12 protein-coding genes and 1 pseudogene are annotated in these 14,168 nt (G+C 65.6%); 1 reads left to right on the top strand and 12 read right to left on the bottom strand.

The window, feature by feature from the left end; translation table 11 throughout:
* The 12 genes and pseudogenes from nagB to LG299_RS10350 all read right to left on the bottom strand — a co-directional run.
* The gene (nagB, locus tag LG299_RS10405; RefSeq protein ID WP_404429915.1) at positions 1–792 is read right to left on the bottom strand and encodes a glucosamine-6-phosphate deaminase; all 792 of its coding nucleotides are present in this window, start codon (positions 790–792) and stop codon (positions 1–3) included.
* A complete protein-coding gene (locus tag LG299_RS10400) occupies positions 792–1,769 on the bottom strand; it encodes an ROK family protein (protein ID WP_404429913.1) in 978 nt (325 codons plus the stop codon). The genes nagB and LG299_RS10400 overlap by 1 nt, the downstream gene beginning before the upstream one ends.
* Complete coding sequence (locus LG299_RS10395; RefSeq protein WP_404429911.1) at positions 1,766–2,740, bottom strand: sugar kinase; 975 nt, start codon at positions 2,738–2,740, stop codon at positions 1,766–1,768. Before LG299_RS10395 ends, LG299_RS10400 begins: the two co-directional genes overlap by 4 nt.
* A complete protein-coding gene (locus tag LG299_RS10390; RefSeq protein WP_404429909.1) occupies positions 2,737–3,396 on the bottom strand; it encodes a bifunctional 4-hydroxy-2-oxoglutarate aldolase/2-dehydro-3-deoxy-phosphogluconate aldolase in 660 nt (219 codons plus the stop codon). Before LG299_RS10390 ends, LG299_RS10395 begins: the two co-directional genes overlap by 4 nt.
* Positions 3,397–3,403: 7 nt before the next feature.
* Positions 3,404–4,219 carry a 5-dehydro-4-deoxy-D-glucuronate isomerase gene (gene kduI / locus LG299_RS10385; protein WP_404429907.1) on the bottom strand — a complete coding sequence of 272 codons (816 nt, stop codon included), beginning with the start codon at positions 4,217–4,219 and terminating at the stop codon, positions 3,404–3,406.
* A gap of 32 nt (positions 4,220–4,251) precedes the next feature.
* Positions 4,252–5,016, bottom strand: coding sequence for a 2-dehydro-3-deoxy-D-gluconate 5-dehydrogenase KduD (gene kduD / locus LG299_RS10380; protein WP_404429905.1), 765 nt, complete (start codon positions 5,014–5,016; stop codon positions 4,252–4,254).
* A complete protein-coding gene (locus tag LG299_RS10375) occupies positions 5,013–6,179 on the bottom strand; it encodes a glycoside hydrolase family 88 protein (protein ID WP_404429903.1) in 1,167 nt (388 codons plus the stop codon). The genes kduD and LG299_RS10375 overlap by 4 nt, the downstream gene beginning before the upstream one ends.
* A gap of 92 nt (positions 6,180–6,271) precedes the next feature.
* Entirely contained in the window at positions 6,272–7,198 is a 927-nt protein-coding gene (locus LG299_RS10370; protein ID WP_404429901.1) for a carbohydrate ABC transporter permease, read from the bottom strand.
* A complete protein-coding gene (locus tag LG299_RS10365) occupies positions 7,195–8,130 on the bottom strand; it encodes a carbohydrate ABC transporter permease (RefSeq protein WP_404429899.1) in 936 nt (311 codons plus the stop codon). Before LG299_RS10365 ends, LG299_RS10370 begins: the two co-directional genes overlap by 4 nt.
* A 56-nt stretch (positions 8,131–8,186) precedes the next feature.
* On the bottom strand, positions 8,187–9,491 hold the full coding sequence (locus tag LG299_RS10360) for an ABC transporter substrate-binding protein (RefSeq protein WP_404429897.1): 1,305 nt from the start codon (positions 9,489–9,491) through the stop codon (positions 8,187–8,189).
* A gap of 97 nt (positions 9,492–9,588) precedes the next feature.
* Complete coding sequence (locus LG299_RS10355) at positions 9,589–10,428, bottom strand: LacI family DNA-binding transcriptional regulator (RefSeq protein WP_404434858.1); 840 nt, start codon at positions 10,426–10,428, stop codon at positions 9,589–9,591.
* Positions 10,429–10,569: 141 nt separating this feature from the next.
* Positions 10,570–10,686, bottom strand: a pseudogene (locus LG299_RS10350) (DeoR family transcriptional regulator); the annotation flags it as partial.
* Between the two features lie 820 nt (positions 10,687–11,506).
* On the opposite strand from LG299_RS10350, the gene LG299_RS10345 reads away from it, so the two are divergent.
* A complete protein-coding gene (locus LG299_RS10345) occupies positions 11,507–14,146 on the top strand; it encodes a family 78 glycoside hydrolase catalytic domain (RefSeq protein ID WP_404429895.1) in 2,640 nt (879 codons plus the stop codon).
* Positions 14,147–14,168 lie beyond the last annotated feature (22 nt).

Below are 14,168 nucleotides of genomic sequence, written 5' to 3'. Positions count from 1 at the left end.
TCAGCCGAGGCGTACGGCCCAGTCGGGCTGGTTTTGCCAGGCGTGGCGGTAGTAGGCGTGGTGCTGGAGGTGTGAGGCTGCGGCTTCGTCGACGATGACGGTGACGTGTGGATGCAGCTGGATGGCCGATGCCGGAATCGAGGCGCTGACGGGTCCTTCGACCGCTGCGGCGAGGGCGTGCGCTTTACCTTCGCCGAAGGCGAGGAGGATCAGGCGACGGGCTCGGAGGATGGTGCCGATCCCCTGTGTGATGCAGTGCGTGGGCACGTCGTCGAGACGGTCGAAGAAGCGCGCGTTGTCGTTACGGGTCTTCTCTGTCAGTGTCTTCACCCTGGTGACCGACGCGAGTGAGGATCCGGGTTCGTTGAAGCCGATGTGTCCCGACGCCCCGATGCCGAGGAGTTGGATCTCGACCCCGCCGGCTTCGGCGATGGCCTGTTCGAAGGCGCCGCTGGCCTCCGCGATTGTGGCGATGTCGCCGTTGGGCACGTGGATGCGGGCTGGATCGAGGCCGATCGGCTGAATCACTTCGCGACGGATGACCTCTCGATACGACTCCGGGTGTTCGGCCGGCAACCCCACATACTCATCGAGGGCGAACCCGCGCACCCCGCTGACGTCGGTGCCCTCGGCGCGGACTCGGCGGGTGAGTGCGGCATAGGTGGACGCGGGCGATGAACCTGTCGCCAGCCCCAGCACCACGTCGGGGTGCTCGGCGATAGCGGCGAGAATGTAACTCGCGGCCAGGTCTCCGGCCGAATGCTCGTTCTCCAGGATGACCACTTCAGCCATCATTTCCTCCTTGTTTTCGTCAGGTGTAGGGTCTCGTGCGCACCATCGCGTGCCAGCAGCGCGGTTCCGATCAGTCCGGCGTTCTCTCCGAATGCCGCGCGCTCGAGGCGGGGGCGGCGATGGAAGCTGAGTAGCGCGTCGAGGTGCGCTCGGAGCGGGTCGAGCAGGGCGGGCCCGGCCTGGGCGAGACCACCGCCGATCACGATGATCTCGGGTGCGATCACGGCGACCAGTCGGGCGAGGCTTTCGGCGAGTGCCTGGATGGCTTGTGCCCAGACTGCGCGGGCGGTGGGATCACCCGCGCTGGCCGCGTGCAGCACCTCTCGGGCGCCTGCGACACGGATTCCGCTCTTGAGGCTGTAGCGCCGCGCAATGGCGGATGCTGATGCGATCGTCTCGAGGCATCCGACCGCCCCGCACGGGCAGCGTTCGCCCGTCGGGTCGCTGAGCGAGTGGCCGAGTTCACCGGCGTAGCCGTCGCCTGAATGCGGAGCTCCATCAATGACGAGGGATGCCGCCACCCCCGTGCCGATCGCAACGACGATCGCTGTCCGGGCACCGGTCGCGGCACCGAGTCGACACTCAGCGGCCGCTGCCGCGCGGACGTCATGGCCGAAGCTCACCGGCAGGCCGATGGCTTCGCCGACGAGCCTGCGCATCGGCACGTCCTGCCAGTCGAGACTGGCTGCGAGGTGAACGATGCCGGTGCGCTCGTCGACGAGCCCCGGCACACTGACCCCGATCGCGGCAGGCATCACGAGCGGCCACTGGTCGAGGTGCATCCTGGACAGCGTCGCGATGGATTCCACGATCGCCCCGGCCGGATCATGAATGTTGCGCACGGTGGGAGTGCGGCGCACAACGAGCAGAGACCCACTCCGATCAATCAGCGCGGACTTGGTATCCGTCCCGCCGACGTCAAACGCGAGAACCGCATCCCCGGCACCCAGGATCGAGCCACTCCGGGTCTGATTCATCGGGGCTTCTGCGGCATCCGGTCGGCGGCGAGGAAGACGTCGAGCTCCTGACGGTTCGGCATCGCGGCGAGGTCTCCGGCACGCGTTGTCACGAACGCCCCGACCGCGGCGGCCTGGTCGAGGCGTTCCTGCAGGCCTCCTCCCGACAGTTTCGCGGCGATGTAACCTGCGGCGAATCCGTCGCCGGCACCAACGGTGTCAACAGGGCTGACAGTGAACGGTCGGGATCGCGCCGACAGCTCGGCGGTGTATGCGACGGCTCCGGCGGCGCCCAGTTTCACGGCGACCTCGTGAGCCCCGGCGGCCAGATAGAAGTCGGCGATCGCGCGCGGATCGTCCACGCCGGTGAGCAACTGTGCTTCTCCTCGGCCGGGAAGCACGATGGTGCACCGAGCTGCCACGGCGTTGACCACGCGGCGCATCTCTGCCGGGTCCGGCCACAGGTTGAGCCGCAGATTCGGGTCAAACGAGACCGTGACGCCAGCCGCCACCGCCGCTTCCAGCAGCGCATAAGCGACAGCACGTGTGCCGGGGGAGATGGCCAACACGATGCCGGTGAGGTGAACGTGGTCGATGCCGTCCAACGAAAGCAGGTGCGGCATCAAGAGTTCGGCATGCCGAGCGAACGCGGTGCCACCACGCACCTGCAGCACCTCCGGGTCTCCAGGAGCACCCGACGCCTTGAACATGAGCGCCGTCGAACCATCCGCGCGAACTGTGACGGCGTCGACGCCCAGAGCGGTCACGGCATCGTTCAGATAGTCGCCGTGCGCATCGCGCGCGAGCACGCTTGCCCAAGTGGCCGCGACCCCGAGCCGACCGAGGCCGACCGCCACATTCAAGTCTGCTCCGCCGGGGAAACGCGTGAAGCGCTCGGCAGTGCGCAGGGAGCCGTCGCTGGTCTCGTAGCCGACGAGCGCTTCACCGAAGGTGAGCACGCGCGGCGGAGCCCCGATCGTGCGATGCCTCATGTGCGCGGGGCGTGATCGACGACGGCGCGAATCGCACGGCACCGCTCACGAAGCTGCTCAAGATCTCCGCCCGTGAGGGCGTCGCCTAGTAGGGGTCCACCGAGGCTGACGGCGACCGCGCCGGCAGCTAGCCAGTCGTGCGTGGAGTCGAGGTCGATCCCTCCTGACGGGACGGCAGGCAGGCCGGGAAACGGGCCGTGCAGGTGTCGCAGGTAGTCGGGTCCCACGGTCTGTGCGGGGAAGATCTTGACCGCCGTCGCTCCGGCATCCCAACCGGTGATCAGCTCTGATGGGGTGAGGCCGCCGGGGATGACCGCGATCGAAGAAGCTACCGCCCGGTCGATGACGGGCAGGTTCATCGCGGGGGTGACAAGGAACGCCGCCCCCGCGTCGATGCCCTGCTGCGCCTGTTCGGTGGTGGTGACGGTGCCGAGCCCGACGTCGGCGCTGCCGGAGTAGCGGTCGATCAGTCGGCGCACGGAGCCGAGCAGGTCGGGGGTGGTCAGTGTGAGCTCGAGACCGAGGATGCCCTCTTCGACCAGCACGTCGCACACCGGTGCGAGGGCATCGACGCGCGGCGCGCGGAGCACGGCGATGATTCTTCCTGTCGCGAGCCGGGGAGGGAGCAGGGTACGAGCAGATGCGGTGGCAGTCATGAGCAGATCACTCCATGTCGGTGATGGGGCAGGCGTCCATGTCGGAGAACGCCTGGTTCTCTCCCGCCATCGCCCAGATGAAGCTGTAGGCGCGGGTTCCGACGCCGCTGTGAATGGACCAGTTCGGTGAGATCACGGCCTGCTCATTGGCAACGATCAGGTGTCGCGTCTGCGTGGGCTCTCCCATCAGGTGCACGACGCGGGCATCGTCGGCCACGTCGAAGTAGAGGTACGCCTCCATCCGGCGGTCGTGGGTGTGCGCCGGCATGGTATTCCACATGCTGCCGGGGTGAAGCTCGGTGACGCCCATCATCACTTGGCAGCTCGCAACGTCGCCGTTGTACAGGAGCTGTCGAAGTGTGCGTCGGTTGGATGTTTCCTGTTCGCCGAGTTCCAGCTCATTCGCCTGATCCTCGCCCACGAGCGTGGTGGGCAGCGCGGCGTGTGCGGGTGCGCTGAACAGGTAGAAGCGGCCGGGCGCGGCGAACGTGACATCCTGGCTGCCGCGGCCGATGTAGAGGCATCCACGATGGGGGACGGTGTAGGAGATTCCGTTCACGGTGACCACGGCTTCGGCGCCGATGTTGATCACTCCGGCTTCGCGAAGGTCGAAGAGATGGTCGGTGTGCAGTTCGGCGGGAGTCGGAAGCGTCAGGGGTTCACCGGTCGGCGCCGCGCCCGCGATGATCACGCGGTCGTGGTGGCTGTACGTGAAGGTGACCTCGCCCTCGACGAACACGTCGTCGATGAGGAATCTCTGGCGCAGCTCTGACGTAGACATGGTGGCGACGTGTTCGGGTGCGCAGGCGTTGCGGGTGTCCATGGTGCTCCTTTGTTCTCGACGAGGTGTCGCGGTCAGCGGGCCAGCCAGCCGCCGTCGACAGCCAGCAGGTGCCCGTGGACGTAGCTCGCAGCGGGCGACGCGAGGAAGACGACGGCGCCGGCGAGGTCGCCGGGGGAGCCCCACCGCCCGGCGGGGATTCGCTGGAGTATCGCCTCTGAGCGGTCGGGATCTTCGCGGAGTGGCGCGGTGTTGTCGGTCGCGAAATATCCCGGGACGATGGCGTTGACGTTGATGCCGTCGACTGCCCACTCGTTGGCCATGGCGCGTGTCAACCCCGCGATGGCGCTCTTGGACGCCGCATAGGAGGGTACGGTGACGCCCCCCTGGTAGCTGAGCAATGAGGCGATGTTGATAATGCGCCCGCCGTCGGTGGTTGTCATCCGTCGAGCGGCGGCCTGGGCAAGGAAGAATGCGGCCTTCTGGTTGATCTGGATGACGTCATCCCAGTCCTGCTCGGAAAACGTCAACGCGGGTGCGCGGCGGATGATGCCGGCGTTATTGACAAGGATGTCGAGGCGGCCGTGTGCTTTGACGGCGTGAGCCACGATGGATTCCAGGTCGGCGACGGTCGCCGTCGAGAGATCCGCCGAGATCGTGTGCGCCCGGCGCCCGAGCCGGTGAATCTGTTCGGCGGTCTCGGCGGAGGAGGTGCTGGCAACGAGGACGACGTCGGCGCCGGCTTCGGCCAAGGCGATCGCCATTGCCTGTCCGAGGCCGCGGCTGGCGCCGGTCACGAGAGCGGCGCGGCCATCGAGCCGGAACTGATCGAGGATCATGAGGCGACAGCGTCCTGGGGAGAGCGACGCCAGTACGACTTCCACTCGGGGTCGGCACGCCGGGCAAGTGCTTCGAGGTAGTAGTAGTCGCCCCAGAGGTTGCCCTCGTCCATTCCGATCTTGGCGTGCCAATGGTAGACACCCTGAAGCAGGAGGCAATCGGCAGGGTCGCCCGGTTCGGGGGTGTAGTCGGCGGCGAGGGCGTCGAGGATCTCCACGGCCGCCGTGCGGTAGCGCTCCTCGCCGGTCGCGCGAGCGAGTTCGTCGAACCCGCACACCGCGATCGCCGCCGCGGAGCTGTCCCTCAGGTGCCCGTCACCATCACCGAACCCGAGGTCCCAATACGGCACGTGATCGGACGGCAGGTGACTGAGAAAGTAGTCGGCGCATCGGCGTGCGGCGTCCAGGAACAGCGTGTCTCCGCTGGAGAGATAACTGAGTGTGAAGCCGTAGATTCCCCACGCCTGGCCGCGGGCCCAGCAGGAGTCGTCCGCGAACCCTTGATCGGTCCGCCCGTACAGCGGTTCCCCCGTGACGACATCCCAGTAGAAGGTGTGGAAGGTGGAGTCGTCGGCGCGCACGATGTGGGCGGCGAGCTGCGTTGCGTGCCGTAGCGCGGCGTCCGCGAAACGCGCGTCGCCGGTCGTGTCGGTTGCCCAGTACAGCAGCGGAAGGTTCATGAGCGAGTCGATGATGGTGCGACCCTGTTGCTCGGGATCGGAGAGGTCGCCCCACGCCTGGATGATTCCGGCGGGTTCCAGCACTCGGGCCATCAGGTGCTCGGCGGCGATCAGGGCCGCGCGGCGCGCGGCCTGGTCACGGTCCATCCGCCACGCTGTTGTGCACGACAGGGTGTAGAGGAATCCCATGTCGTGGTGATCCATGTCGATGTCGCGATCGGCGCGGTCCACGAACGATGCCACGTGCGAGGAAGCCGCCGAGTGGAACCGCTCGTCACCGCTGATGTCGTACGCGAGCCAGAGCATTCCCGGCCAGAACCCAGTGGTCCAGCTCGTGTTGCCGCCGAGTGGCTCGCCGTGCTCTGCCGACTTCAACGGATAGACGCCGTCGACGGTGTTGTGGTGTGGGTACGCGTGCCCGAACGACTCGATGTTCGCGGCGATTGTGACCAGTGCGTGGTCTGTGTGGGTGAAAGTGTTCATGCCGAAGAGAGCCTTCCTTCGAGGGGAGCGGCGAGAGGGTGGGTGGGTCGGACGGTGTCGTTCGGGTCAGCTCGTGCTGACGACGGATGGCGCTACTTCACGCTTCCCGCCGACAGACCGGACCGCCAGAAGCGCTGCAATGAAACGAACGCGATGACGAGCGGTATGACCGATATGAACGAGCCAGCGATCACGAGAGTGGCGAACTCCGGGTTCTGCTGCACCTGGCTCTGCCACAGCGCGATTCCCACGCTTGAGGGGAAGAGGTCCCGGTTCTGCAGCATGATCAGCGGGAGCATGAAGTTGTTCCAGATGGCCACGAACTGGAACAACGCGATCGTGACGAACCCCGGTGCGATCATCGGCAGCCCCACCTTCAGGAAGGTGCGCACGGTACCGGCGCCGTCGACGCGCGCCGCCTCAAGTGTTTCGTTCGGGATGTAGCCGGCGCTGAAGACACGAGCAAGGTAGACGCTGAACGGATTGCAGAGTGTCGGGATCAGCACTGCCCAGTAGGTGTTGGTCACGCCCATCCCTGCGGCGAGCAAGTACAGCGGGATCACGGTGGCCGTGTTGGGGATGAGGACGCCCACGAGCACGCTCGCGTAGAGCGGGCGCTTGCCCCGGAAGTCGAACTTGTCGAACGCGTAGCCAGCCATGACCGCGACGAAACCGCCGACGACCGCACCGATTCCGGCGTACAGGATGCTGTTGATCAGCCAGCGCACGAAGATACCGCCGTCCTGGGTGAACAGCTGCTCCATGTTGGCCAGGAGCGAGCCGCCGAGGCTGAAGACGTTGCCGGAGTAGAGGCCCTCGGCATCTTTGGTTGCGGCGAAAACCAGCCACAGCAGCGGCAGGATCATGTAGGCCGAACCGACCACCAGCAGACCGTTGACACTGATGGTCGCGAGCATGCCTCGTCGAGGTGCGCGCTGCGGGCGACCGCGATCGCGCCGCGCGCTGCGCGAGCCCGGGAGTGCGGCAGAGGAGCGGGGGGTTTCTAGCAGAGCGCTCATCGGGTGGGCTCCTTCGAGGTGAAGCGGGTGACGACCCACGACAGCAGGCCTGCGAGAGCGGCAAGCACGATGGATGCCGCGGCCGCTTCCGGCAGGTTGTTGCGGTTGAACGCCGCGTCATAGGCCCACATATTGGGAACCCACGTACTGGTGACCGCGGTCGTCACTGATGAGAGAATCTTCGGCTCGGTGAACAGCTGCAGTGAGCCGATCACCGTGAACAGCAATGCGACACCGAGAGCGGGCCAAATGAGCGGTGTCTTAATCGACAGCGCCGTGCGGATCTCGCCTGCGCCGTCGACCCGTGCGGCTTCGAGCACCTCGCGTGGCACGGTCTGCAGCGCCGTGAACAGGATGATCACGTTGTACCCCGCCCATTCCCACACTGCAATGTTCACCATGGACGGCAGCACCATCTGTACCGAAAGGAAGTCGATCTCGATGTTGCCGGCCGCGAGCGCACGCACGATGGGGCTGACCCCTGGGGTGTACAGGTACGCCCAAATCAGTGCGGCGATCACGCCCGGAACGGCGTGCGGCAAGAACAGGAGCAGCTGGAAGGTACGTCGCGCGAAGGTTACTGCCGCATCCAGTAGCAGGGCGAGCGCCAGTGCGACGATCAGCAGCGTCGGCACATACAACAGGCAGTAGATCGCCAGCCGTCCAAAGCCAGCCAGGAAGGTCTCGTTCGACAGAACAGCCAGGTAGTTGCCCACTCCCACGAACTCCGTCGTGGAGCCGCCGAAACCGAGGCCGCTGCGCCGTTCGGCGAACAGGCTGAGACCGATCGCGTAGACCACCGGAGCGATCATCGTGAGCAGGAACAGGGCGAAGAAGGGGATCAGGAAGACGCTCGCTGCACGTCCGCCGGTGCCGGGTAGCGATCGGCGACGACCGGTGCGCCGTGATGTGGCTGTCGTGGTGATGGCCATGAGTTTCTCGCTTCTTCAGGAGAGGGGCCGGGCGTAGGGTGCGCCCGGCCCATCGGTCATTCTGCGATGTCGAGTCCGAGGGCGGTGAGCCCTTCGACGGTTGCGACCTGGGTCTTGGTCAACGCGTCACCGAGTGTCGGCTCGGAGGTGACGGCATCCTTCAGCGCAGTGCTGGTGATGTCGTAGCTGGGGCCCCATGCCCACGAGCCGAGGTTTTCGGATGCGTCATCGAACACCGAGTAGATGTCGTTGGCGTAGTAGTCCACCGGTGCGACGGCGGCTGCTGTCTCGTTCAGACCGGGGTATGCGAGGTAAGCTGTGCCGACGGCGCCGCGCGCGGCGACGGAGTCGGTGGTCGTCGTGAGCCACTCCAGGAACACGGCCGCGGCAGCGGAGTTCTTCGTGTTCTGGGTAATCGCGAAGCTCGTACCGCCGCTGAGGGCGCCCGACGGCTCACCGTCCCATGACGGCGGAGCCGCCGCGATCCACTTGCCCGCCTGGCCCGCACCCTCGGTGCGTGTCTTCAGGCCCGATGCGCTCCAGGACCCGCCGACCCAACCGGCGATGACCCCGGAGTTGAGATCGGCCGTCCACTCATCACTGAAGCCGAGAATGGGCTTCACCAAGTCTTGGTCGATCAGGCTCTGCCAGTAGTCGGCTACTTCGGTCGACTCGTCGCCGTTGATGTCGACCTTCCACTGGTCGTCTTCGACGCTGAACCACTCTGCGCCTGCTTGCCACGACAGCGGCGCGAGCTGTGGCTCGTTGGTGAAGAAGCCGGTGATGTAAGAACTCGGGTTTGCGGCCTTGACCGCGCGTGCTGCTTCTTCGAACTCGTCCCAGGTGGTTGGGACCTGCGCGCCAGCGGCATCCAGGAGGTCCTGCCGGTACCACATGACCAGTGGCGGGGCGTCGTAGGGAAGGGCGTAGGGGGCATCGCCGAATGTCACGAGCTCGCGCACCTGTGGGTCGTAGTCGTCGAACAGTTCCGCTCCGATCAGGTCGTTGATCGGGGTCAGCTGGTCGTTCGCGACGAAACCTGGCAGGCGGTCGTATTCGATGCCGGCGACATCCGGGCCGGTGCCTGCCTCGATCGCCGCGGCCAGCTTGGTGTATCCACCATTGGCGCCGTTCGGGATCTCCTCGAAGTTGACGGTGATGTCGTCCTGGCTTGCGTTGAACGCAGCAGCGACATCCGCCATCCCGCTCAGCGACGACCAAAAAGTGAGGGTGCCAGTGGGTGCCGTCGAGGGCGTCACCAGCGTGGATTCTTCCGGCGTGCTTCCGGCGGCGCAGCCGGCCAGAAGCGCGCCGACTGTCGTCAGGGCCGCGGCGGTGACGATGATTCGTCGTGAGGACATGTTCAGCTTCTCCTTCGAAACGTTCGGGTGAACCGATCATGCTCCCTTAGCCGAATCAAGAACAGCAGATTGGGGCCATATGAACATTTTCAAACATTCACGATGCGCGAACGGTCGAGTCGCGCACAACGAGCGCGGGCAGCAAGATCATTCGCACGATTGTGTGGGGTGCATCCGCGGCCTGCGCGAGCCGATCGAAGCACAATCTCAGGGCGGCGTGACCGAGCTCCCGCTTCGGCGGCGCGATCGCTGTCAAAGGCACCGCGGCGAACGCAGAGACTTCATCGTCGTAGGCGATCACAGCGAAATCCTCGGGGATCCGCAGGCCGCGTTCGATTGCTCTATCTGTGAGAGCCATTGAGTCCGTATCGCCGAGGATGATCGCCGCAGTTATGCCTTGATCGATGCACTCATCAAGCAGCGCGTCGATGTCGCCGAGGGTGACGTTGTCACCGGCGCCAGGCATGGCCAAGTTCCGGAAGAGCCCATGCCCGGCCGCGCCGAGACGCCCAACCGCTCGCTCGAATCCTTCCTGCAGACTGCCGACCGTTGCGGCGGGGCGAGCAGCTAGAGCGATGCGGTGGTGGCCTTGCTCGCTCAGGTGGCGGACGGCGATCTCGGCACCGTGCACGTGGTCTGAGCGCACCCACTCAAGGCGCCCGGCCCGGCTCTCCTCTACTCCACGCTCTACCAGAACCACGGGAACGCGAGAAGACTCGAGGAAGTCGCGCAACTCCGAGACGTCGGTGGACATGTCGTGTGGGGTGATCATCAGCGCATCCACGCCCGCGCCTACGAGGCGGCGCGCCTGGCGCAACTCTTCGTCGGCCGAGTAGTTCGTCGCGCCGACGACGAGTCGGCAGTTGAGCTCGCGGGCCGCCTGGCTGGCGCCGCGGATCACCTCAGGGAAGTAGTAGTTGGTCGTGGGGACGATCATCCCGATCGTCGCGATCGGGCGAGCGGGTACTCGACGGTCGCCCCGTGCGTCATCTTGGCGAGTCTGCTCCTGTGCGACGGCAAGCGAAATCGCCCCCCCATGCACGCGGACAAGAAGTCCTCGACGTTCAAGGTCGACAATGTCGCGACGCGCTGTCATCCCGGTGACGCCCATCCGATTCGCGAAGGCCTCCGTGCTTAGGGAGCCGCGGAGCTCCAGCTCGCGCAAGATCGCGTCCTGTCGTGCCGCTGCCACCATGTCAGACCACTCATTCGAATATGTTCATCTAAACAAAGCTTGACTCTAGCGTGCATCGCCACGTTCGAGTACCGAGTCGGCACGATCACGTATGACGCCCCGTCGAGATCGCTGCACCCGTCGGAAAGCGTGCTCGCGAACCGCGTCGATTCCGGGGCGCAACAATTGCCGCGCGACCACAGCGCGGTCTGATCGCGTGATCAGCGAGCGCTGCCGTCGGCTACCTGCGCACTCGCGGCGAAGCCTGGCCCCGTCGCTAGCCTTGCCGGCGAGACATTCCCCTCGCTCGGATCGACGATGCCATCGGACGCGCCGCTACCGGCGCTACCTTCGGATCGGGATCGAGCCCTGAGTGGGCACCGACTCACGGCATCGGAACGCCCACCCATGCCTTCTAGTGCACACATCCGGGTGGCGCCATATCGCGCCACATCGCGCCATGTGGAGGGACTGACGGGAATCGAACCCGCGCTATCTGCTTGGGAAGCTGGGGGCTTGGGTCTTCGAAGGGCTGAGGAACCGCGGAAATGCGCGGGTTATTGGGGTGCGAGCGGGCTAGGTTTACACGTTGGTGTACACATAGCGATTCAGCTTCCTCAGGTGTACGCGGTGGCAACGCCAGAGAGACGAACGCTGGAGGCCGGCAGAGCCGTTCGAGCCTTCGCGGCTCCACGTGATGCGCTGATATCTGTGGGCGAGGCCGCACCTGCGGAACCAAGGTCCATGTGCATTGCGACTTCGGTCCTGACCCTGTAGATTTAGGCAATCGGTTGCCAAATGTGAGAACCACGTCGCCGATGACCGCTGAGAAAGTACAACGATGACTTCACCATTCGACCTGTCGATCGACAGTGGCGGCGACCAGTTCCCTGTCTCTGGCGTAGCGCCGAGGCTCTCCTGGAAGAACCCCTCGGCGCCTTCTGCGGATGGTTACGAGCTGGAAGCACGCATCGGCGACGATGCGACGGCGACCGCCTTCACCTCGGGTGACGGGCACCTCTGGATCGCCTGGCCCTGGAGGCAACTCCGCAGCGGGGAACGCGTCACGTGGCGTGTGCGCGAGCGCGAACAGGAATGGTCGCCGTGGCATGAGTTCGAAGCTGGCTTGCTCGACGAGGATTGGACCGCGCGCTGGGTCAGCCCTGTCGAAGCACCCCTGGAGCCCGGGAAACCGCGCGGCGCCCACACGCTCTCCGTCGAGTTCGCCACGGAGGTGCCCGTCTCTTCCGCACGTCTGTACTCCACGGCGGTCGGCCTTTACGAAGCCTTCGTCAACGGTGACCGTGCCGGCGGCGCTCAGCTCTCGCCTGGGAACACGTCCTACGACCGCACGATCTATGCGCAGGCCTCTGACGTCACTGCGAGCGTGAAGGTAGGCGCCAACACACTGGAGATCGTGCTTTCGGACGGCTGGTATCGCGGCTACGTCGGCGCATTTCGCGTGCCTGCCGTGTGGGGCGACCAGCTCGGCGCACGCGCGGAGTTGCACCTCTCGTTTGCGGACGGAAGTCAGCGCGTCGTCGTGACGAACGAGACCTGGACGAGCGCTCCTTCGATCATCACCCGCGCCGATCTCATGGACGGTCAGACGACCGACTTCACTGCACCTGTCACCCCACGGAGCCCCGTGCTCGTCGACGCGGTGTCACCGCCCGCCATCCAGTGGTCGCCTGCCCCGCCGGTGCGTGTAGTCGAGACCCGTAGCCCGGTGAGCACGCATCTCGTGACTGACGGTGTGTGGGTTGTGGACTTCGGCCGGAACGCCTCGGGTTGGGTCAGGCTGAGCGATCTTGGCCCTGCGGGCACGCGAACGATCCTCGAGTACGGCGAGTTTCAGGATGCCGCTGGAGATCTGTCGACGTCACACCTCGATTCGGTCCGGCCCGGTGAGCCTACTCAAACGTTCGTACAGAGGGATGAGGTCGTCTCGGCCGGTGACGACGCGGTCTTCGAGCCCCGTCATACGGTGCACGGCTTTCAGTACGTACGTGTGACACGTGAGGGCGCTCCCTTCGACACCGATCGCCTCGAGATGCAGATCGTCCACACGGATTTCGATGCAACGGGCTCGTTCGAGTGCAGTGACGCCGATCTCAACGCTCTGCACGGGCTCGCCGAGTGGAGCTTTCGCGGGAACGCGGTTGACATCCCGACCGATTGCCCCACACGGGAACGATTGGGCTGGACCGGCGATTACCAGGTGTTCGCACCGACGGCCACGCGCCTTTTCGATGTCAGCGGATTCACGAGAAAGTGGCTGCAGTCGGTTCGCGACGATCAACTCGACGACGGTCGCATCGCCAACTTCTCGCCCGATGGCCGGCGGGTCAAGCACAACACCCAGAGCCAGTTCGCGATGATGACCGGCTCCGCAGGCTGGGGCGACGCTATTGTCGCGGTGCCGTGGGAGATGTACACGTCGTACGGCGACCCAACGTTCCTGTCCGAGAACTGGGACGCGATGGTGCGCTGGGTCGAGTGGGCACTCTCGACCGCGAAGAGCGCACGGCATCCTTCTCGCGTCGAACGATCAGCCGATCCGCTCGAACACGAGCAGTTCATCTGGGACGGCTCCTTCCACTGGGGCGAGTGGATCGAGCCGAAGCGCAAACGCACCGACGGCAGTCTGATCGACCCTGTGCAGGACAACCCGATGGCCTGGTTCTCGGCCGACAAGGGAGAGGTCGGCACGGCCTTCCTGTTCCGGTCGACATCGACACTCGCCGCCGCGGCCATTGTGCTCGGGCGTTTCGAAGACGCATCAGCGCTACGAAAGCTAGCCGCACGAATCCGAGATGCCTGGCGCACCGAGTTCCTGGACGAGAACGGACGCACCGTCACCGACACTCAGGCCGCTTACGTGCGCGCGCTGAGTTTCGGGCTCATTCCCGAGGAGCTTCGCGAGGCCGCGGCAGCTCGGCTCGTTGAGCTCATCCACGAGGCAGATGGACACCTGGCCACGGGCTTCCTTTCAACGGGCGATCTCCTGCCGGTGCTCGCCGACCACGGACATGCCGATGTCGCCTACGACGTGCTCTTGCAGCGCAGCTCGCCATCGTGGCTCAACATGATCGACAAGGGCGCGACGACGATCTGGGAAGACTGGGACGGCATCGACGACCGCGGAGCCGCGCACGAGTCGCTGAACCACTACAGCAAGGGAGCGGTCGTACGCTTCCTGCACACCCACGTGCTCGGACTCCGACAGGCCGAGGGCTCTATTGCGTGGCAGTCCGTCGTCATCCAGCCTGTACCTGGTCCGAGCGTGTCGTGGGCTCGCGGTTCTCACGATTCTCCGCAGGGACTGATCCAGGTGGACTGGCGGGTCGACGGTGGCGAGTTCTCGATCGACGTCGATCTTCCCGCGGGTACCCGCGGCATCCTCATGCTTCCCGATAGCACCTCCGTACCGATCGCACCCGGGCGCACCTCGTCCCGCGTCTCGCTGGTCGCGCCATGACGAGCCCTGCCCTCTTGAGCCC

Source organism: Microbacterium lacus, from assembly GCF_044794305.1.
Classification (GTDB): Bacteria; Actinomycetota; Actinomycetes; order Actinomycetales; family Microbacteriaceae; genus Microbacterium; species Microbacterium lacus_B.
This window is presented reverse-complemented; position numbering and strand designations above follow the sequence as displayed.